Consider the following 19,288-nt stretch of genomic DNA (forward strand, 5'->3'; position numbering starts at 1 on the left):
GATCTGCCCTCAGCCTGTGTCGCCGGATCCTTCCTGGTCGCCGCTCTCTCTGTCGGCCGCGCTGTTGAGCACCTTGAAGTCCTTGTCCAGATGGACATCCGTCTGCTTGCCGTTGGTGAGCATGACCTCGACCTCGTAGTAGCCCTCTTCGTCGCCGACCTCGGTGCCGGTGACCTTGCCGCCGCCGGTGTGGGCGAGCGCGGCGCTGCTTGCCCTGCCGAGGGCGGGTCCGGTGATGGCCGGTGTGCTGTCGTCGTCCCCGGAGCCGGCCACGGCAATGCCCGTGCCCGCGCCGATGAGGGCGGCCGCGGCCGTCGCGCCGACGATCCACATGGTCCTGCGGTTCATGGCTGCTGCCTCTCGCCGAGGGTTGCCGTGCAGAGTCATGATGCGCCGGCCCACCTGAAGGGAAGCTGAACCGGCCGACGCCGGTGGGCCCGCCCAGTTGGGCATTCGCATCGCTTTCGTGATCGATGCGGCGCATCATGGGGGGCATGGCGAAGCCGACCATCCTGACCGTCGATGACGATCCGGGAGTCTCCCGAGCCATCGCCCGTGACCTCCGACGCCGGTACGGCGACCGGTATCGGGTTATTCGCGCGCCTTCGGGCGAAGAGGCGTTGGACGCCTTGCGCGAGGTCAAGCTGCGGGGCGAGCCGCTCGCAGTGATGATCGCCGACTACCGCATGCCGACGATGAACGGCGTGCAGTTCCTCGAAGCGGCCATGGACCTCTTCCCGCTGGCCAGACGGGTGCTTCTGACGGCGTACGCCGACACGGGCGCGGCCATCGACGCGATCAACATCGTCGATCTCGATCATTATCTGCTCAAGCCGTGGAGTCCCCCGGAGGAGAACCTCTATCCGGTGCTGGACGCACTGCTGGACGTGTGGGCGAGCGCACCCGACCCGGGGGTGGGAGAGACAAGGATCGTCGGCCACCGCTGGTCGGCGCCGTCCTTCGCGGTACGGGAATTCCTCGCCCGTAATCTCGTCCCCTACCGCTGGATCGCCGCCGACGAGCCCGAAGGCGGGCGGCTCCTGGACGCGGCCGGCCTCAGCGCCGATGACGTGCCCCTGGTGATCACGGCCGACGGCAAGACCCTGCAGGCGCCGACCGAGGCCGAACTCGCCGCCCAGGTGGGGCTGAGCACCACCCCCGCGGCCGACTTCTACGACGTTGTCGTCATCGGCGCGGGCCCCGCAGGTCTCGGCGCCGCCGTCTACGCGGCCTCCGAGGGCCTGCGCACAGTGCTGGTGGAGCGGAGTGCGACCGGCGGGCAGGCCGGTCAGAGCAGCCGTATCGAGAACTATCTGGGCTTCCCCGACGGAGTGTCCGGTGCGCAGTTGACGGACCGGGCACGTCGGCAGGCCACCCGTTTCGGCGCCGAGATCCTCAGTGCGCGGGAAGTGGTCTCGCTCGAGGCGGCAGGGGCAGGCCGGTTGCTGCGCTTCAGCGACGGGACCTCGATCGGGGCGCACACCGTCGTCCTGGCCACGGGCGTCTCCTACCGTCGGCTGGAGGGGCCGGGCCTGGACGAGTTCACCGGAGCGGGCGTGTTCTACGGCTCGGCATCCTTCGAAGCGGCCAGCTGCATCGGGGAAGACGTGTACATCGTCGGAGGAGCCAACTCCGCGGGCCAGGCCGCCGTCTACTTCTCCCGCTACGCCGACCGCGTCCATCTCCTCGTGCGCGGCCCCGACCTGACCCGGGCGATGTCGCACTACCTGATCCAGCAGATCGACAGCATCCCCAGCATCCAGGTGCACCCGCACACCGAAGTGGCGGGCGGCGAGGGCGAGTCGCATCTTGAGCGCCTGGTACTGCGCGACAACCGCACCGACGCTCTCACCACGACCGCCGCCTCATGGCTCTTCGTCTTCATCGGCGCCGAACCGCCCACGCAGTGGCTGGAAGGCGTCGTTTCCCGTGATGAACGGGGCTTCGTGCTGACCGGCCCCGACCTGCTGTCCGAGGGGGCGCGCCCCGCGGGATGGCCGCTGGCACGGGACCCGTACCACCTCGAGACCAGCGTGCCCGGGGTCTTCGCCGCCGGCGACGTACGGGCCGACTCGGTCAAACGGGTCGCATCCGCGGTGGGGGAAGGCGCCATGGCCGTCTCCCTGGTGCACCGCTACCTGGAGGCGCAATGAATGCCCCGATCCGCGACAGCCTCAGCCCGGCCGAACTGCAGACCCTCTTCCTCTTCGACGCCCTCGACGACAAGCAACTGGCCTGGCTCTCCGAGCGCGGCCGCGTCGAAGCACGTCAGGGCGGAACGCCCGTCTACTCCCAGGGCGAGCCCGCCACCTGCTTCTTCGTGCTTCTCAGTGGCACGGTCGCCGTCGTGCGCCGCCTCCACGGCGACGACATCGAGTTCGGCCGTACCGACCAGGTGGGCGTCTACAGCGGAGCCACTCAGGCCTACCTCGGGGACCGGGTTGACCAGGTGTACCCCAACACGCTCAAAGCCGTCACCGACGTCGAACTCTTCGTGCTGCCCGCCGAGGAGTTCGCCCACGCGATCCGCACCTGGTTCCCCATGGCCCTGCATCTGCTCGAAGGCCTCTTCTTCGGCACCCGTGCCAGCAACACCATCATCGGGGAACGCGAACGCCTGGAGGCCCTCGGCTCACTCACCGCCGGACTCACCCACGAGCTCAACAACCCCGCGGCCGCGGCCGTACGAGCCACCGACACCTTGCGCGACCGGGTCACCAAGATGCGCCACAAGCTCGCCCTCATCGCCGACGGCCGGGTCGACGGCACCCGTCTGCACCATCTGGTCGAGATGCAGGACGAGGCCGTCAAGCGCGCCTACAACGCCCCCAAGCTGTCGGCGATCGAGGCCGCCGACGCCGAGGACGAGGTCACCGACTGGCTGGAGGACCACGACATCGACCGGTCCTGGGACATCGCGCCCGTCCTGGTCGCCGGTGGCATCGACCCCGCATGGCTGTCGGCGGCCACCGACAGCCTGGGCGACGAGAACCGGCAGGCCGCGGTGGGCTGGCTCATGTACACCATCGACACCGAACTGCTGATGGGGGAGATCGAGGACGCCGTCAGCCGCATCTCCGGGCTCGTGGAAGCGGCACGCCAGTACTCCCAGCTCGACCGCGCCGCTCAGCAGCCCGTCGACGTCCACGAACTCCTCGACGCCACGCTGGTGATGCTGCAGGCCAAGATCCCCTCGGGCGTACGGGTGGTGAAGGAGTACGACCACGACCTGCCGGCCGTCCCGGCGTACGGCGCGGAGCTCAACCAGGTCTGGACGAACCTCATCGACAACGCGCTCGGCGCGATGAACGGCGACGGCACCCTCACGATCGCCACTTGGCGCGACGGCGAACACCTCTTCGTCGAGGTCCGCGACACCGGTCCCGGCATCCCGGCCGATATCCGTCCGCGGATCTTCGAGCCCTTCTTCACCACGAAGCCGGTCGGCGAGGGCACCGGCCTGGGCCTCGACATCTCCTACCGCATCGTGGTCAACAAGCACCACGGCGACATCAGAGTGGACTCGCAGCCGGGCGACACGAGATTCCGCGTATGCCTGCCGATCACACCACCCGCGGACGCCGAGGAACCGCCGCCTGCCGCTGCCGACACGTCCGGCGCGTCCCCGACTTCCCCCACTTCCCGAACCGAACCTGCCTCCGGATGAGCGAGGAGAGAACTGATGGCACACGACCAGATTCCGGGCATCGACCTCGCAGCCAGGCCGAGCGGTGACGGGTGCGCCGAGTGTCTGGCCGGTGACGGTCCAGGCTGGTGGTTCCACCTGCGGCGCTGCGCCGAATGCGGGCACATCGGCTGCTGCGACTCGTCGCCCTCGCAGCACGGAACGAAGCACGCCAAGCAGGTGGGGCACCCGTTCATCACCAGTTTCGAGCCCGGGGAGAGCTGGTTCTGGAACGTGAACACCGAGGAGTACTACGAGGGGCCGGAGTTGGCTCCCCCCACCTCGCATCCGATGAGGCAGCCGACACCGGGCCCTCAGGGCGCGGTTCCCGCGGACTGGGAGCGGCACCTGCACTGACACGCGGGCCGAACCGGCCTCGTCCGCCTCGTTGGTGTCCCGGACGCGGCCCAGGGGCGATCATGACCGGTCGGCCGGAGAATGGGGCGTGGCGGCTTCGCCGTCAGGCGATGGCGTGCCCCGAGGTTTTGGGGTCTGGAGGTCGTGGGCCATGCAGTCTGTGACAGTCCGGAGCGCAGCACGGGCCTCGACCGTGCGCGTCCGGAAAGCGCAGGGGGAACAAGGGATGGTCGGGCTGCCGCCCCCAGATGCCGGGCCGGCGTGGCCATGACCGCCGAGTCCTTCGAAGAAGAAAGTCGCTCTCCCGGCCTGGTGGACGGTGGGCGTCCGGCTCCCGGCCTGGTGGACGGCGGGCGTCCGGCAACGCAACCGAGCTTCGCGCCACGCTCCTCGCAAGACGAACTCGTGGCCATTCAGAACGTGGCGGCGCGCCTGATAGCCGCCTACCCTCAGGCCGACGCGGCCACTGTCGAGGCGACGGTCGGGACCGCATACGGCTCATTCCGCCAGGCCAGGGTGCGAGCTTTCGTCCCGATCCTGGTCGAACGCCGAGCCCGGACGGTTCTCGGTGCCGCTGCCCGTGCGGCGGTGGTGGAAGCGACGACGCTCCGGCCCCCGCCGGCGGCGGGGAGCGGGCCGTGACCGTGGCGGGGTCTCGGGACGTGCTGCGCTCGCCCTGAACGGAAAGAGGGGCTGATCGGTGATGGCGGACGAGAGAGCCGAACGTATCGGGGAGTTCATCAAGCCGCTGCGGGTCAGACCGGGGTCGAAGGTGAACCTGGGCCGGGACTTCGATCCTCGCTTCAAGGCCGGCATGAAGAAGCGGGACGGGGTCGAGCTGCTGGAGACCGGGGTGTCCCTGCTGGCCGAGTACCAGGAGCGGCTGGCCGCCCAGGACACGTACGGTGTACTGCTCTGTCTCCAGGCACTCGACGCCGGGGGCAAGGACGGGACGATCCGCCACGTCATGAGCGGCGTCAACCCCCAGGGCGTGCGGGTCAGCAGCTTCAAGGTGCCCTCCAGCGAGGAACTCGACCACGACTACCTGTGGCGATACGCCCGTCGGCTCCCCGCGCGCGGAGAGATCGCCATTTTCAACCGCTCGCACTACGAGGAGGTTCTGGTGGTGCGCGTGCACGCCGAGAACCTCGTCCGGCAGAAGCTGCCGGACGACGCGCGCGGGCCAGGGGTGTGGGACCGCCGCTACCGGGAGATCAACGACTGGGAGCGCTACCTCACTGACAACGGGTTCAAGGTGGTGAAGATCTTCCTGAACCTCTCCAAGGAGGAGCAGCGCACCCGCTTCATGAAGCGGATCGACCTTCCGGAGAAGAACTGGAAGTTCTCCGCGGCCGACGTTCGGGAGCGGCGCCGGTGGGACGACTACCAACACGCGTTCTCCGAGATGCTGTCGGCCACAAGTACGAAGTGGGCGCCCTGGTACGTCGTGCCGGCGGACCGGAAGTGGTTCGCTCGGATCTGCGCGGGGGCGGTGCTGGCGCACACGCTCATGGACATCGATCCCCAGTACCCCGAGGTGGGGGAGCAGGCGCGGAAGGATCTGCTCGTCACCAAGCGGGAGCTGGAGCAGGAGGCCCCCTCGGGGGCCCCGGCCGATCCGTACGCAGCCCGGCATCCTGGGGCCGTTCGGGCCGCCGGCGGGCGGTCGGCGAAGAAGAAGCGCGGCTAGGTGCCGTGCCCGGGCGCGCGAGCCCGGCACGATCGGCCGGACAGGACCTGGGTCCCGGCGGACCGGCGCGGAACGGCCAGGATCGGAGGCACGACGATGGCGGTGCAGTCGGACCCCGGTGGAGAGCAGCCCCCGGCTCGGGAGGACGGCTGGTACACGCGTTCTCCCGAGGAGGTCGTAGCGGCGTTCGGTGTGGAGCCGGCAGACGGTCTCTCCGCGGCACGGGCCGCGGAACTCCTCGCCGAGCACGGACCGAACGCTTTGCCCGAGGAGAAGCGGACTCCGGCCTGGCGCCGGTTCATCGAGCAGTACCGCAGCTACATGCAGATCGTCCTTGTGGCCGCGGCGGTCGTCTCGCTGCTCATCGCGGAGTGGACCACCGCGATCCTGCTGCTCGTGCTGACGCTGCTGAACGCGGTCGTGGGCCTGCGCCAGGAGGGCAAGGCCGAGAGCGCGATGAACGCGCTGAAGTCGATGATGGAGGCGACGGCGCGGGTGCGCAGGGACGGGACGGAGTCGGAGATCCCCGGGGAAGACCTCGTCGTCGGCGACATCGTGCTCATCGCCGCCGGGGACCAAGTGCCGACCGACGGACGCATCATCGAGGCCAACGCCCTGCAGATCGACGAGTCGGCGCTCACCGGCGAGAGCGTTCCCGCCGCGAAGGACACCGGGACGCTGCCGGGCCGCCGACCGGCGCCCGGCGACCAGACCAACATGGCGTTCATGAACACCCCGGTCACCCACGGCAGCGGCGTACTCGTCGTCACCGCGACCGGCGCCGGCACCGAGCTCGGCAAGATCTCCGGGATGCTGTCGGCCACCGAGAAGGAGGAGCCGCCGCTCACCAGGGAACTCAACACCCTGACGCTGTGGATCACGGGGGCAGCGGGCCTGACCATGATCGTGATGTTCGCGCTCGGCCGTGGCCGGGACCAGGCCTGGGACGTCCTGTTCGTCAGCGCGGTCTCGCTGGCAATCGCCGCCATTCCCGAGGCCCTGCCGACCGTCACCCAGGCGATCCTGTCCGTCGGCAGCCTCAATCTGGCGCAGCGGAACGCCATCGTAAAGGAACTGCCGTCGGTCGAGACCCTGGCGTTCACTTCGGCGATCAACTCGGACAAGACCGGCACGATGACGATGAACCAGATGACCGCCGTCGAAGTGGTGAGTCCCACCGACCGGTACACCGTCTCGGGAACGGGCTACGGGCTCGAGGGGAGGATTCAGCATGCCGCGGGTTCATCCGCCGGCATCGAGGACGCGATCCTGCCGTACGTGGTGGCCAGCGACGCGAAGCTGGTGGACGGTGAGGTGGTCGGTGATCCCACCGAGGGTGCGCTGCTGGTGCTCGCGCACAAGGCGGGCTGGACATCGACGCCACCAGGGAGGGCCTTCCCCGGCTCGCCGTGCTGCCCTTCGACCCGGGCTACAAGCTGATGGCCACGTTCAACTCGGCGGTCGATGCAGCCGGGCGGCGAGTGGTCCGATGCTTCGTCAAAGGCGCGGTCCCTGCGGTGGTGGAGCGGGCCGCCACGGCGCTCGCGGCGGGCGAGACCGTCCCGTGGGACGCCGAACTGCTGCGGCGTGCGCAGGCGCAGACCGAGCGAATGGGCGGCGAGGGGCGCCGGGTGATGGCCGCGGCCACGCGTGATCTGGACCCTGCCGACTTCGAGCCGGACGGCGATCTGCTCGCGTATGTCGCCGAGTTGCGGATGACCAGTCTCGTCGGCATGGTCGATCCGCCCCGACAGGAGTCCAAGGCCGCCGTGGCCGGCGCCCGGGCGGCGCACATCCGGGTCCGCATGGTGACCGGGGACGACGTCACCACCGGGGCGGCGATCGCCCGGCAGCTCGGCATCCCCGGCGAGGCCGTCCTCGGTGCCGACTTCGCTGCCATGACCGAGGACGAGCAGCTGGCCCGCATCGACGGGATCGGGGTGGTGGGGCGGGTCGCGCCGGAGCACAAGGTGCTGCTCGCCGAAACGCTCAAGAAGAAGGGCGATGTCGTGGCGATGACCGGGGACGGCGTCAACGACGCGCCCGCCATCAAAGCCGCCGACATCGGCATCGCCATGGGCAGCGGCACGGACGTGGCGCAGAACGCCGGACGCATGATCCTCTCCGACGACAACTTCGCGACCATCGTCTACGCCGTGGAGCAGGGCCGGAAAATCTACGACAACCTCACCAAGTACATCCGGTTCGTGCTGCTCCTGCTGGTCACCTTCGTGCTGACATTCCTCGGAGCCACCGTCTTCAACATCGCCGCCGGTGAACCCTTCACCCCGCCGCAGGTGCTGTGGATCCACTTCGTCGTCAACGCCTCCTTCGGGTTCGCGCTCGGCTTCGACCAGGCGAGCCCGGGGCTCATGCGGCGCAGGCCCCGTCCACGAGGGGAGTCGGTGCTCACACGGCCCGTGCTGGTCACGGTCGGGCTCGGCGGGCTGGCGATCACCATCTTCCTGCTCGGACTGATCAAGCTGGGCGAGGCGCATTTCGACAGCGTCGCGATCGGTCAGTCGATCGCGTTCACCGCCTTCGCGCTCTGCCTGATCGTGGCCGCCTTCGAATGCCGCAGCGAGACGGATTCGGTGCTCACGACATCCACCTTCGACAGCAGGCAGATGAACTGGGTGGCGATAGGGCAGTTCGTGCTCGCGGTGGCGGTGACCCAGATGGACGGGTTCCGCCGCATCCTCGGGACGACGCAGATCAACGCGCGGCAGTTCGGCTGGGCGTTGTTGTTCGCCCTCGTGCTCCTGGCCGTGTGGGAACTGGGTAAGCTCGTTGCCCGCCGGTCGAGGGGCATCGGATGAGTTGGCGCTTTCCCGTGCCCGTTGCTCCGGGCCTCGTTGTCCTCAAGGGATACCGGCGTACCTGGCTGCGAGGCGACCTCGTGGCCGGGATCACCGTCGCGGCCTATCTCGTGCCGCAGGTCATGGCGTACGCGAGCGTCGCCGGTCTGCCGCCGGTCGTGGGGCTGTGGGCGATCCTGCCCGCCATCGTCATGTACGCCCTCCTCGGCTCCTCGCGGCTGCTGTCGGTGGGCCCCGAATCGACGACCGCGCTGATGACCGCCACAGTGGTGGGGCCGCTCGCCGGGGGTGATCCCGCGCGGTACGCCGTCCTGGCCTCGGCGCTCGCCGTTGCGGTCGGCCTCATGTGCCTGGTGGCGTGGGCTGCGCGGCTCGGCTTCGTGGCCGATCTGCTGTCGCAGCCCATTCTGATCGGCTATCTCGCCGGCGTCGCACTGATCATGATGGTGGACCAGCTGACCAAGCTCACCGGTGTCCCGACGGAGGGCTCCGGCTTCTTCCCGCAACTGCTGTCGTTCGTGCAGAACCTGGGCGAGGCGCAGCCGGCGACGGTGATCTTCAGCGCCGTGGCCCTGCTCTTTCTCTTCCTGGCGACCCGCCTGCCCCGCACGGTTCCTGGTCCCTTGCTGGCCGTCGTGCTCGGTACGGCCGTGGTGGCGGCTTTCGGCCTGGAGGACCACGGCCTCGCGGTGATCGGGGAGATCCCGGCCGGGCTGCCGGGCCCGAAGCTCCCGGCGCTGGGTGATCTGCCCGAGCTGCTGCTTCCGGCGGCCGGTGTCCTGCTCGTCGGCTACACCGACTTCATCCTCACCGCGCGCGCCTTCGCCACCGACGACAGCGGGCCGCGCCTGGACGCCAACCAGGAATTCCTGGCCCTGGGCGCCGCGAATCTCGGTGCCGGCACGCTGCAGGGATTCCCGGTGAGCAGCAGCGCCAGCCGAACCGCGCTCGCGCAGTCGGCCGGCGGACGCACCCAGGGGTATGCGCTCGTCGCGGGCGCGGCCGTTCTGGCCGTGCTCCTCTTCCTCAGCCCGCTGCTCCACAGCACACCCACGGCCATTCTGGGCGCACTGGTCGTCTACGCCGCCGTACGGATGATCGACCTGTCGGGCTTCCGACGGCTGGCCTCGTTCCGGCGCAGGGAACTCCTGCTGGCCGTCGGGTGTCTCGTCGGGGTTCTGGTCCTGGACATCCTTTACGGGGTGCTCGTGGCCGTGGGCCTGTCGGTCGTCGAGCTGCTGAGCAGGGTGGCGCGACCGCACGACGCCGTCCAGGGCGTGGTGCCCGGCCTGGCCGGCATGCACGACGTCGACGACTATCCGCAGGCGCGGATCATCCCCGGGCTGCTGGTCTACCGCTACGACTCCCCGCTGTTCTTCGCCAACGCGGAGGACTTCAGACGCCGAGCCCTGGCCGAGGTGGCCGCGCAGGAGAGTCCCGTCAGGTGGTTCGTCCTCAACGCCGAGGCCAACGTGGAGGTGGACATCACCGCACTGGACGCGCTCGACGCCCTGCGAAGGGAACTGACCGGACGCGGCATCGAGTTCGCGATGGCGCGCGTCAAACAGGACTTGCACGACGAACTGGAGGCGTACGGGCTCACCCGGTCCGTGGGCGAGGTCCGGATCTTTCCCACCCTGCCCACGGCGGTGGCCGCGTACCGCGCCTGGTGCGGGGAGAACGAGAACGGTGGCGGCAGCCACCCGGCCGACGGGTCGCCCTAGGTCCGGAGGTTGCTGAAGAGTTGTTCCAGGACGACCGCCACCCCGTCCTCCTCGTTCGACGCGGTGTGCCGCGGAACCGCCGCGCGTACTGCCGGATGCGCGTTGGCCATGGCGTAGCCGGTGCCTGCCCATTGCAGGAATGTCAGGTCGTTCGGCATATCGCCGAACGCGACCACTTCCGTGGCGTCGATGCCGCGCGCGGCGCACAGTGCGGCAAGGGTGCTTGCCTTGCTGACACCCGGCGCGCTGATCTCCAGCAGACCCGTCCCGCCCGAGTGGGTGAACTGCGCCACTCCGCCTGCCGAGGCTTCCGCGGCTGCGAGCAGGAAGTCCGCGTCGAGCTGCGCCGACCAGGCGAGCAGCTTGGTGATGGGGACATCGGTCAGCCACAGGTCCGGCAGGGACGCCACGGCGATCTCGGTGTCGGCGGCTCCGGGGAATCGCAGCCCGAACCCCGGCTCGTACAGGACCTGGTGGCCGGTTTCCACGGCGAAGCCCAGTCCGGGTGCGGCCTGCGACAGCGCGGTGGCCACGTGGCGCGCGGCGGCTACGGGCAGGGCCCGTGTTTCGACGACGGTACGCGCCGTGGCGTCGTAGACAAGGGCACCGTTGCTGCACACCGCCGTTCCGACCAGCCCGCCGGCTGTGGTGAGCATGTCGACGAAGCGGGGTGGCCGGGCGGTGACGAGGACGACCTCCGCGCCGGCGTCGACCGCGCCGCGCAGGGCGCGAACGGTGCGCTCCGAGAGAACGCCGCCGCTGCGCAGGAGGGTGCCGTCGAGATCGGTGGCGATCAGCCGAGGAGGATGCATCGCCCGATGTTACTGAACTGCCGGGCGCCCGCCCTGTCTTGAGCTACCCGGAGGCCAGTGCGGGGGCTCAGCCATTGCCGAGGGCGAGCTTCCCCAGCCGCCGCCAGTCCATCGGCGGCCTCGTCGGCGGCACGCCCGGCCGGTTCCGGGGAACCCGTACGCGCAGGGCCTGCGGCTGGATCCGGCAGTGTACGGGCGCCGGCAGGGTAAGAGCCTCACCGTCGACGCCGACCTGAACCTCGGGCTCGTTGGCGTCGACGACCACATCACGCCCGGTCAGCACCGTGAGTCCGCGCGCATGCTTGCCGCGGAGCATGCCCGCCGCCTGCGCCGCGTTGTCGACCTTGATGCCCAGGATGCCGAGGATGCCGGAGTCCAGGCGGTCCCGGCGCCCCAGTCCTGCATGATCGCCCACCTGGTACGGGTTGTTGCTCACCAGTACGGCCTGGGGCTCGCGTACGGATTCCTGCTCGCCAGTCTTCTCGTTCAAGGCACGCAGGACCAGGCGGGGGCCGCTCCGGTAGGTCAGCAGGTCCGGAAGCATCCGCAGGATGGTGCCCACCTTGTCGTTGCGGTAGGCGGGGCTCTGCACCACTGCCGCGTATGTGCCGAAGGACGCGTTGTTGACGAAGGCGAGTTCACCGATGTATCCGAGGTCGACGTGGAGTTCGACGCCGTCGGTGAGTGCGTCGAGGGAGGTCGACGGGTCGTCGCGGTCGAGGCCGAGGTCCAGCGCGAAGTGGTTGCGCGTTCCGGCCGGGACGACCAGGAAGGGAATTCCCTCTTCCGCGGCGACCGCTGCCACCTGGGCCTGTGTGCCGTCGCCGCCTGCGACGCCGAGCAGGTCGGCACCTTCGCTGACGGCCCGGCGCGCGAGTTCTGCGACATCCTGTTCAGGGCCCGCCTCCAGCACCAGGACATCGGCGCCCAGTGCCTCGGCCTTTTCCTTCAGCCGGAACTTCTCCACCTTTCCCCCGCCGGACCAGGGGTTCATGATCAGGAACGGCCGCTTCGGGGGCGGTACCCGGAATTCAGGCGTGGGCGCGGGCCCCGGCTCCCTGAGGGCGGCGCGCCCCGCTGAGCCCGCCGCCGCGCTCAGCGCGAGGGAGACGACGACCACCCACAGCAGCCCGGACAGCGCGTAGAGCACGAGCACGCCCACCGGTGCCGCCACACCCACCACGAAAGCGACGATGCGGCCGAGTCCCCTGCGGCTCAGTGCCCACCACGCGCAGGCCGCGCTCAGGGCCAGTGCGCCAATTCCCAGGCCCACCAGGGCGATGCTCTCGAGTTCCGCGAACACCAGCAGTACGACTACGGCCGCGACCCCCGCGACGATCGCCGAACGGGCGAGCCAGCGTCTCGCCCGGGCGCTGCGCGCTCCGGCCACGATGTTCATGGACCCTCCCGCCGCTGCCTGTGGGTCATTGCACCGCCGCGAGGCGGCTCACGCATCACCCTTCACGGGTGGGGGCTCGTCGCGTCCTGCGGATGACTCTCATGGTGCGTGCGTTACGTCCCTTTCTGCCAGGCGGGAGGCGGACTGCCCAGGTGACGGGCAAGGAGCGGTTGCTGGGCCGCCACGGCTCCCGCGGTGATGCCGATGGAGATCGCCACGCAGACCACGATGAGCCACGAGAGGATGACGAAGACCGCGCCGACCGACCCGTACTCGGACAGCGCGCGATTGAGTGCCCGCGGCATGTAGAACTGCGCCCCGATCGACAGGCCGGTCACGCCGATCGCCGTGAGGAGGGCACCGGGCAGGAGGGGCGCCCAGCGGATCAGGCCGCCGAGCAGGAGGTGCTGGCTCCACCACCACAGCCCGGTCTGGGTCAGCACGGTGACCGGGACGGCGAGCCAGAGCCCTTCGCCGAAGCCGTCGCGCAGTGGCGCCTGCACGATCAGGACGGCCAGCCAGATGCCGATCCACGCCAGCCACCGCCAGGGGGCGACCCCGGTGCCTGTCCTCGGCAGCTCCCAGGCCCGTTTGCACAGCCGCTGCATCGCCCGGCTGACAGCGGTCACGGAGATCAGCAGCATGAGTGCCCCCGCCACACCGGTGGCCTCCTTCAGGCTGCTTTCACTGGACTGGTACACCTTCGCCAGCTCTTCGTTCGCCGCGCCGTTGAGCCCGAAGACCGTGCGTACGGAGGTGATCAGCTGGTTGCGTACGCCCTCCGGGGCGACGGCTGCGACCACGAAGAGCAACGGGATCGCGGTCAGGAAGCACTGCGCCGCCAGCCGGGTGGCGGAGTCGAAGATGTTCACGGACACCATGCGCGCGGCGAGATGACTGATGACCGGGAAGCGCGTCTCGGCCTGCTTGTGCAGCCATTTCGCGGTGGTGACCCACTCCTGGGACCGGACCCGCCACCAGGACGGCCGGAAGATCGAGCCGACGCGGCGGCCGAAGGCGCCCTTTCCCCCGTGCCGCCCCTTGCTCGGCTGCGCCCGGAGGTCGTCGGGCTCTCTGCCGGGCATCAGCCGGCCAGTACTGCACCCGGGCTCTGCGGACGGCCCATCACCCGCGACGGAACCCGTCCCCAAGGCGTCATGGCGTTGCTCCTTCCCTGCGTCCAGCGTGGGGGACGCGGCGCGGGGCGGCATCTCGGGAAGGGCGGCAGCACGACGGCCAAAAAGTGCCGCTCTCTTGATCTTTGCGTAGTCTCGTGACATCGCTGCTCGATTGGGGCGCCATGGTCCTCGACCTCCTCCTCATCGCGCTGGCCATCACGCTCGACCCACTGCCGATCATGGCTTTCGTCCTGGTCGTGTCGTCCACCAGGGGCGTGTGGAAAGGGCTGGTCTTCATCCTGGCCTGGCTCGCCTGTCTCGTCGCCGTGATGGCTCTGGTGCTGACGCTGACCGGCGGAGAGCCGCCGTCGCCCAGATCCGCGCCGTCGACGGCGGGGATCGCGGTCAAGCTCGCCATCGGCGTCGCGCTGGTCCTCTACGGCGAACGCCGGCGACGGCGCCTGCGATCGGGCCGCGGGTCGGACTCCTACCGCTCCACGTCGTCCGCTTCGGTGACCTCCCTGATGGACCGCAGCTCGATCTGGGCGGCGGCAGGACTTGCCGTATTCCTGCAGCCTTGGGGCATGGTCGCTGCGGGCGCTGCCACGGTCCTCGAGGCCGACCTGTCGCACTCCTCGTCGTTCCTGGCGCTGTTCGGATTCGCGATCCTGGCCACCGCGAGCCTGCTGGCCGCCGAGCTGTACGTCGTGTTCGCGCCTGAGGCTGCTCAGGCGCGGCTGATGAAACTGCGCGCCTGGATGCAAGGCCATCAGGAACAGGCGATCGTGGTGATCTGTCTCCTGCTCGGCCTGTGGCTGACCGGGAACAGCATCTACCAGCTCACCAGTTGACGTGCGGCACTGTGCGGACTGTCGTGCGGCGCCCTGCGGAAGTGCGAAGCCCTGTCCAGGGTGCTGCAATGGTTGAAAGGGCCGCTCGTCGCCGTCTCGCGGCGAGCGCCGCCGGACATGAGCGGTGGGCGAGGCCCGGACCCCGAACCGCTCGTGAGGAGTGGCCATGAGCGATGACGTGGAACAGATGGGACCGGTCGACTACGTGGTCATCGAGTTCCCCGGCAACCGCATGACGGGCGAGGGCTTCCCGATCCTCCTCGACCTGGTCGAACGCGGCATCATCCGCATCCTCGACCTCCTGTTCATCCGTAAGGAAAGTGATGGGTCTGTTGCGGCACTGGACCTGAAGGATTTTGGGGACGAGGTCGATCTGACCCTCTTCGAAGGCGCCTCCTCCGGGCTGCTGGGCGAGGACGACGTCGAAGAGGCCGCGAACGCGCTGGAGCCGAACAGCTCCGCCGGAATTCTGATCTACGAGAACGTCTGGGCGGCGCCTTTCGCGCGGGCCATGCGGCGCAGCGGTGGGCAGTTGGTGGCGAGCGGGCGCATTCCCGTACAAGCACTGCTCGCCTCGCTGGACGCGACCGAAGCGACCGCGTGAGCCACACACCTGGGAGATGAGTGAACATGCCCGGACTTCTTCGTGGTGTCGCCCGCACCGCCGTCGTCGCCGGAACCGCCACCGCGGTGTCCAACCGTGTGTCGCGTCGGCAGGGCGGCCGATGGGCACAGCAGGAGGATCAGCAACAGGCGAGCCAGCAGGCGGCGGCGCCCGCTCCCGCCGCGCCGCCGCCTCCCCCCGGCGATGACATGACCGCCAAGATGGATCAGCTCAAGCAACTGGGTGACCTCAAGGCGCAAGGGGTACTGACCGAAGAGGAATTCGCGGCACAGAAGGCCAAGATCCTCGGTAGCTGACACCGACGTGGTGGGGTATGCCTGTTCCAGGAGACGGGAGCAGACATGCGTACCGAGATGTGGGTTGTGGTGGTGGTCGTCGCGGCTCTGATCGCCGCCACCGTGGTGCTGGCGGGCGTGCTCCTGGTCAGACTCGTGAGGGCACGGCGGCAGCTGCGGGACGCCGGAATTCCGGTGGAGAACAAGGTGATCTTCTGGGGCGCCCTGATCTATCTGGCGAGCCCGGTCGACCTGCTGCCCGACCCGGTGCTTCTCGACGACATCGGCGTCCTGCTGCTCGCGCTGCGTTCCCTGCAGTCCGCGGTGGAAAGCGCAGGCGTCGCCCGCCGGCCCTGAAGCCGCGGCCGGCATCTGTCGAAGCGCCGGGGACCGGGATGTCAGACCCCTCCGCTACGTTGCCACCATGACGGAATTCGTACTGGTTGCAGGCGCGTGGCTCGGATCGTGGGCGTGGGACGAGGTGGTGCCGCAGCTGCGTGCGGGCGGTCACGGCGCCCACCCGTTGACGCTCTCCGGCCTCGCCGACAGGCAAGGTGTTCCGGCCGGGCAGCAGACCCACGTCCAGGACATCGTCGACGAGGTCGAACGCCTCGATCTGCGCGATGTTGTCCTGGTCGGTCACAGCTACTCGGGCATCCCGGTCGGTCAGGCCGCCGAGCGGATCAGTGACCGCCTGGCCCGCGTGGTCTTCGTCGACTCCAACGTTCCGGCCGACGGCGAGTCGTTCGTGTCCGGCTGGTGGGAGGGCCCGGCGAAGCTGGAGGCTGCGATCGCCGGGAACGGCGGCTTCTGGGCACCGCTGACCGCGGCCGACTACGACGGCCAGGGGCTCACCGATGACGAGATCGCACGGATCGTGGGCGGCTCGACGCCGCACCCGGGTGCCTCTCTGGCCGAGCCGGCCGTGCTGGCACGCCCGCTCGGCGAGCTTCCGGCGACATACATCAAATGCCTGCTCGACGGCCCCGAACCGAACCCGGATGTGGCCGAGCTGCTGACGAGCGAGCACTGGCGGCTGGTCACGATGGACACCGGCCACTGGCCCATGTTCTCCCAGCCGCGCGAGCTGGCACGGATCCTCCTGGAGGCGGCCGGGTAGCGCGTTCGAGTCGGTAGGTCCGTCCGCAGGAGCCGTATGTGGAGTTGCTATGCCGGTGTTTCTGCCGACAGCAGTCTCTCCAGCTTGTCCAGAGCTTGAGTCCAGCCTGCCTCGTGCAGGGCGTAGCGCTCCTCAGTGGCGAAGTCGCCCTGCGTGAAGACCAGCTCCGTGGCCGTCCAGCCGAGATCATGGAGGGCGAGCGTCACCACTGTCTCCCGGTCGTCCGGGGTGGGGGGCTCCCAGCGGAAGGTGTACGACAGGTGAGCCGGCGGGTCGACATCGAGGAACTGGCCCGTCAGGTGGAAGAGATCACCTTCCGGAGGCTGCATGGCGATGCGATAGCCGCCGCCGGTCCGGAGGTCGCTCTCCACACGGGGAATGGCGAATCCGTCCGGGCCGAACCACTTCGCCAGCTCCTGCGGTTGGGTCAGGGCCCGGAACACAGCCGCGCGCGGCGCGCGCACGAGGCGCTGCAGATGCAGGGTCGGACGGGCTCTGTTCGACATCACGGACCTCCTCGGGTCAGGGGCCGCAAGGGTGGCACTTGGCTTCAAGCGACGGAGTTGTGGTGCGCCTGGCCCTGCGGCGTGGGCCGGGCGTCGAGGGCGCGCAGGAGGTGCTCGACCAGGCGGTCGAAGTAGTCGGGCTCCAGCTGCGCGTGGCGGACGCTCAACCGCCAGTAGACGGGGGCGGCGAGCAGGTCGAGGGCGAGCTCGAGTTCTAGGTCGGCGGGCAGTTCGCCGCGCTCGACGGCCCGCAGCAGTACGGCCGTGCCGAGTGCGCGTCTCGGTTCGCCGATGGTGGTACGTATCGCCTCGGCCAGCGCCGGGTTGCGCACGGCCTCGGCGGTCAGGTCCGGCAGGATCGTCGCCACGTGGGGATCGGTCAGCCAGTCGTGCAGCGCCTGCAGCACGGACTCAAGGTCCTCGCGGAGCGAGACACCCTCGGGGACGTCGGCGAGCGGGACGCTGAACTCCGACAGCACCGCGATCACCATGTCCTGTTTGGACGGCCAGCGGCGGTAGAGGGCGCTCTTGCCGACCCCTGCGCGTCTGGCCACCGCCTCCATCGCCAGTCGCGCATAGCCGTGCGCGGCCAGTTCCTCCAGGACGGCCTCGGTGATGGCGGAGGTGATCCGCGGCCGGAAGAGGGCGTTGCCGGTCGGGGCGCGCCGGGGGACTTCGGACATGTCTCAAGGGTACCTGTGGGCGGGACGGTACCGTCCCGTTTATCGCCGCTGAGGCAGCGGCAACCGGGCATCGCCCAGCGCTGCCGCCGCCTCCAGCGTGCCGTCGCAGGCCTACGGCTTGGACGGCTTGCCCTTCGTGCCGATCCACGTGTGGAACAACTGGTCCAGGTCCTTGCCGGACTGCCGCTCCGACAGGCGGATGAACTGGGCGGTGGTCCCGTGTCCGTCGCGGTGGTCGGACGCCCACGTGCGCAGGATCCGGAGGAACGTCCTGTCGCCGACCGCCGTGCGCAGCTTGTGCAGAGCCATGGCCCCGCGTGAGTAGACGGGCGCATCGAAGATGTGCGCCCCGCTGCCGGGGTCGGCGGGCGGGAATGCCCACAGGTCACTGCTCGCCGGGCTGGCGTAGAGCGCGTCGAAGGTCTTCTGTGCGCTCTGGCCGCCGTGCTGTTCGTCGTAGAGCCACTCGGCGTAGGTCGCGAAGCCCTCGTTGAGCCAGATGTCCTTCCAGGTGGTGAGGGAGACGGAGTTCCCGAACCACTGGTGTGCGCTCTCGTGGACCAGCGTGCTCAGGTCCGGTGCCCGGTCGTACACCGGCCGTGCCTGGGTCTCCAGGGCGTATCCCGCCTGCGGGGCACGGTCCACGATGGCTCCGGCGCCCTTGAAGGGGTAGGGGCCGAAGAGCTTGCTCTCCCACGCCAGGACCGACGGCAGCTTCTTGAGGACGGGCGCCGAGGCGGCCGCCTCACGGGGGTCGACGGCGTTGAAGACCTTGAGGCCGCCGGGGGCGGTGTACTGCTCGACCTTGAACGTGCCCACCGTCGCCGTGGCGAGGTAGGCCGCCATCGGCTCGGACTGCCGCCAGCGGAAAGTGGTGCGTCCCTTCGCCGTCTTCTGCCCGCGGAAGACACCGTTGGACACGGCGGTGCGCCCCGCTGGGACGGTGATCGCGAAGTCGTAGGACGCCTTGTCCTTGGGGTGGTTGTTGGCGGGGAACCACGTCATGGCGCCCTGCGGCTCACCGGCCACGAACGCCCCGTCATCGGTGGGGATCCACCCGTCGAGGGATCCGTCCGGATCGGTGACAGGCCCGGGAGTGCCCGCATAGGTGACCGTGGTGCGGAACTCCTGGCCCTTGCGAAGGGCTTTCCTCGGAGAGACCACGAGTTCCTGCCCGTCGCGGCGGAAGGCCGCCGTGGCGTGGTTGACCGTGATGCTTGTGACCTTGAGCCCCTTCAGGTCGAGGTCGAAGCGGGTCAGCCGCTCGGTGGCGCGGGCCGTGATGACAGCCCGTCCTTCGAGGTGACGGGTCTTCGGGTCGTATCCGAGGGTGAGGTCGTAGTGGTGGACGTTGTAGCCACCGTTGCCCGCCAGGGGAAAATACGGGTCCCCCACACCCGACGAGCCCGTCGTGGCGGCCGCCGCGGGCCCGGCTGCCGCGGCGAGCAGCGCCACGACGGCCGCGGGGAGGCCTGCCGCGACAACGGCGCCTCTCCGGCGGGGAGTTGGGCGCCTGGCGGGCTGCTGCAGGGGTGGCGTCACAGGGGCTCCTCTGGCTCGGTAGTGATCATTCGGGGCCCACCCTATGGGTCTCCTCCGTCCCGAAACTCCCTCGAATCAGTCA

Annotated in this window: 18 protein-coding genes and 1 pseudogene; 12 read left to right on the top strand and 7 right to left on the bottom strand. The window is 69.5% G+C overall.

The genetic code is table 11. From position 1 onward, the window contains the following. Positions 1–9: 9 nt before the first annotated feature. Positions 10–348, bottom strand: a complete 339-nt coding sequence (locus tag OHA61_RS36935) for a hypothetical protein (RefSeq protein ID WP_406306713.1) — start codon at positions 346–348, stop codon at positions 10–12. Positions 349–494: 146 nt separating this feature from the next. On the opposite strand from OHA61_RS36935, the gene OHA61_RS36940 reads away from it, so the two are divergent. The 7 genes and pseudogenes from OHA61_RS36940 (at position 495) to OHA61_RS36970 (ending at position 10,275) form a co-directional block, all read left to right on the top strand. Further along, positions 495–2,153: an FAD-dependent oxidoreductase gene (locus tag OHA61_RS36940; protein ID WP_406306714.1), complete on the top strand. Its 1,659-nt coding sequence runs from the start codon at positions 495–497 to the stop codon at positions 2,151–2,153. After that, the gene (locus OHA61_RS36945; RefSeq protein WP_406306715.1) at positions 2,150–3,667 is read left to right on the top strand and encodes an ATP-binding protein; all 1,518 of its coding nucleotides are present in this window, start codon (positions 2,150–2,152) and stop codon (positions 3,665–3,667) included. The genes OHA61_RS36940 and OHA61_RS36945 overlap by 4 nt, the downstream gene beginning before the upstream one ends. A gap of 15 nt (positions 3,668–3,682) precedes the next feature. Beyond that, positions 3,683–4,042 (top strand): UBP-type zinc finger domain-containing protein, encoded by a 360-nt coding sequence (locus OHA61_RS36950; protein WP_406306716.1) that lies wholly within the window; start codon positions 3,683–3,685, stop codon positions 4,040–4,042. A 405-nt stretch (positions 4,043–4,447) separates the two neighbouring features. After that, positions 4,448–4,684, top strand: a complete 237-nt coding sequence (locus tag OHA61_RS36955) for a three-helix bundle dimerization domain-containing protein (protein ID WP_406306717.1) — start codon at positions 4,448–4,450, stop codon at positions 4,682–4,684. A 61-nt stretch (positions 4,685–4,745) separates the two neighbouring features. Beyond that, a complete protein-coding gene (locus tag OHA61_RS36960; RefSeq protein ID WP_406306718.1) occupies positions 4,746–5,732 on the top strand; it encodes a polyphosphate kinase 2 family protein in 987 nt (328 codons plus the stop codon). 96 nt (positions 5,733–5,828) lie between these two features. Continuing rightward, positions 5,829–8,551: pseudogene (locus OHA61_RS36965) on the top strand (cation-translocating P-type ATPase). After that, positions 8,548–10,275: a SulP family inorganic anion transporter gene (locus OHA61_RS36970; RefSeq protein ID WP_406306719.1), complete on the top strand. Its 1,728-nt coding sequence runs from the start codon at positions 8,548–8,550 to the stop codon at positions 10,273–10,275. Before OHA61_RS36965 ends, OHA61_RS36970 begins: the two are co-directional and overlap by 4 nt. Here the strand turns inward: OHA61_RS36970 and OHA61_RS36975 are convergent. From OHA61_RS36975 to OHA61_RS36985, 3 genes are all read right to left on the bottom strand, one after another. Beyond that, entirely contained in the window at positions 10,272–11,087 is an 816-nt protein-coding gene (locus tag OHA61_RS36975; protein WP_406306720.1) for a Cof-type HAD-IIB family hydrolase, read from the bottom strand. The two genes, OHA61_RS36970 and OHA61_RS36975, sit on opposite strands and share 4 nt — an antisense overlap. Positions 11,088–11,154: 67 nt before the next feature. Next, positions 11,155–12,486 (bottom strand): diacylglycerol/lipid kinase family protein, encoded by a 1,332-nt coding sequence (locus tag OHA61_RS36980; protein WP_406306721.1) that lies wholly within the window; start codon positions 12,484–12,486, stop codon positions 11,155–11,157. 113 nt (positions 12,487–12,599) lie between these two features. Beyond that, positions 12,600–13,571 carry a YhjD/YihY/BrkB family envelope integrity protein gene (locus OHA61_RS36985; protein WP_406306722.1) on the bottom strand — a complete coding sequence of 324 codons (972 nt, stop codon included), beginning with the start codon at positions 13,569–13,571 and terminating at the stop codon, positions 12,600–12,602. A gap of 215 nt (positions 13,572–13,786) precedes the next feature. Between OHA61_RS36985 and OHA61_RS36990 the strand changes: the two genes are divergently transcribed. The 5 genes from OHA61_RS36990 to OHA61_RS37010 all read left to right on the top strand — a co-directional run bounded on the left by OHA61_RS36990 (position 13,787) and on the right by OHA61_RS37010 (position 16,475). After that, complete coding sequence (locus tag OHA61_RS36990) at positions 13,787–14,455, top strand: GAP family protein (protein WP_406307599.1); 669 nt, start codon at positions 13,787–13,789, stop codon at positions 14,453–14,455. Between the two features lie 166 nt (positions 14,456–14,621). After that, positions 14,622–15,059 (top strand): DUF6325 family protein, encoded by a 438-nt coding sequence (locus OHA61_RS36995; RefSeq protein ID WP_406306723.1) that lies wholly within the window; start codon positions 14,622–14,624, stop codon positions 15,057–15,059. Positions 15,060–15,085: 26 nt separating this feature from the next. Continuing rightward, complete coding sequence (locus tag OHA61_RS37000; RefSeq protein WP_406307600.1) at positions 15,086–15,376, top strand: SHOCT domain-containing protein; 291 nt, start codon at positions 15,086–15,088, stop codon at positions 15,374–15,376. Between the two features lie 45 nt (positions 15,377–15,421). Beyond that, the gene (locus tag OHA61_RS37005) at positions 15,422–15,712 is read left to right on the top strand and encodes a YkvA family protein (protein ID WP_406306724.1); all 291 of its coding nucleotides are present in this window, start codon (positions 15,422–15,424) and stop codon (positions 15,710–15,712) included. Positions 15,713–15,779: 67 nt separating this feature from the next. Beyond that, on the top strand, positions 15,780–16,475 hold the full coding sequence (locus tag OHA61_RS37010) for an alpha/beta fold hydrolase (protein WP_406306725.1): 696 nt from the start codon (positions 15,780–15,782) through the stop codon (positions 16,473–16,475). 47 nt (positions 16,476–16,522) lie between these two features. On the opposite strand, the gene OHA61_RS37015 is transcribed toward OHA61_RS37010, so the two are convergent. From OHA61_RS37015 to OHA61_RS37025, 3 genes are all read right to left on the bottom strand, one after another. Further along, positions 16,523–16,981: an SRPBCC domain-containing protein gene (locus OHA61_RS37015; RefSeq protein WP_406306726.1), complete on the bottom strand. Its 459-nt coding sequence runs from the start codon at positions 16,979–16,981 to the stop codon at positions 16,523–16,525. Between the two features lie 44 nt (positions 16,982–17,025). Further along, a complete protein-coding gene (locus OHA61_RS37020; RefSeq protein ID WP_406306727.1) occupies positions 17,026–17,664 on the bottom strand; it encodes a TetR/AcrR family transcriptional regulator in 639 nt (212 codons plus the stop codon). 111 nt (positions 17,665–17,775) lie between these two features. After that, positions 17,776–19,206 (bottom strand): M1 family metallopeptidase, encoded by a 1,431-nt coding sequence (locus OHA61_RS37025; RefSeq protein ID WP_406306728.1) that lies wholly within the window; start codon positions 19,204–19,206, stop codon positions 17,776–17,778. Positions 19,207–19,288 lie beyond the last annotated feature (82 nt).

The organism is Streptomyces sp. NBC_00885 (genome assembly GCF_045207475.1).
In the GTDB taxonomy this organism is placed as follows: domain Bacteria; phylum Actinomycetota; class Actinomycetes; order Streptomycetales; family Streptomycetaceae; genus Streptomyces.

Excerpts from the sequence above, each read along its gene's own strand:
- OHA61_RS36935 (WP_406306713.1), bottom strand. The coding sequence starts at position 348 with ATGAACCGCAGGACCATGTGGATCGTCGGCGCGACGGCCGCGGCCGCC.
- OHA61_RS37020 (WP_406306727.1), bottom strand. The coding sequence starts at position 17,664 with ATGTCCGAAGTCCCCCGGCGCGCCCCGACCGGCAACGCCCTCTTCCGG.
- OHA61_RS37000 (WP_406307600.1), top strand. The coding sequence starts at position 15,086 with ATGCCCGGACTTCTTCGTGGTGTCGCCCGCACCGCCGTCGTCGCCGGA.
- OHA61_RS36950 (WP_406306716.1), top strand. The coding sequence starts at position 3,683 with ATGGCACACGACCAGATTCCGGGCATCGACCTCGCAGCCAGGCCGAGC.
- OHA61_RS36940 (WP_406306714.1), top strand. The coding sequence starts at position 495 with ATGGCGAAGCCGACCATCCTGACCGTCGATGACGATCCGGGAGTCTCC.
- OHA61_RS37015 (WP_406306726.1), bottom strand. The coding sequence starts at position 16,981 with ATGTCGAACAGAGCCCGTCCGACCCTGCATCTGCAGCGCCTCGTGCGC.
- OHA61_RS36980 (WP_406306721.1), bottom strand. The coding sequence starts at position 12,486 with ATGAACATCGTGGCCGGAGCGCGCAGCGCCCGGGCGAGACGCTGGCTC.
- OHA61_RS37005 (WP_406306724.1), top strand. The coding sequence starts at position 15,422 with ATGCGTACCGAGATGTGGGTTGTGGTGGTGGTCGTCGCGGCTCTGATC.
- OHA61_RS36970 (WP_406306719.1), top strand. The coding sequence starts at position 8,548 with ATGAGTTGGCGCTTTCCCGTGCCCGTTGCTCCGGGCCTCGTTGTCCTC.
- OHA61_RS36995 (WP_406306723.1), top strand. The coding sequence starts at position 14,622 with ATGAGCGATGACGTGGAACAGATGGGACCGGTCGACTACGTGGTCATC.
- OHA61_RS37010 (WP_406306725.1), top strand. The coding sequence starts at position 15,780 with ATGACGGAATTCGTACTGGTTGCAGGCGCGTGGCTCGGATCGTGGGCG.
- OHA61_RS36990 (WP_406307599.1), top strand. The coding sequence starts at position 13,787 with ATGGTCCTCGACCTCCTCCTCATCGCGCTGGCCATCACGCTCGACCCA.
- OHA61_RS36960 (WP_406306718.1), top strand. The coding sequence starts at position 4,746 with ATGGCGGACGAGAGAGCCGAACGTATCGGGGAGTTCATCAAGCCGCTG.
- OHA61_RS36945 (WP_406306715.1), top strand. The coding sequence starts at position 2,150 with ATGAATGCCCCGATCCGCGACAGCCTCAGCCCGGCCGAACTGCAGACC.
- OHA61_RS36985 (WP_406306722.1), bottom strand. The coding sequence starts at position 13,571 with ATGCCCGGCAGAGAGCCCGACGACCTCCGGGCGCAGCCGAGCAAGGGG.
- OHA61_RS36975 (WP_406306720.1), bottom strand. The coding sequence starts at position 11,087 with ATGCATCCTCCTCGGCTGATCGCCACCGATCTCGACGGCACCCTCCTG.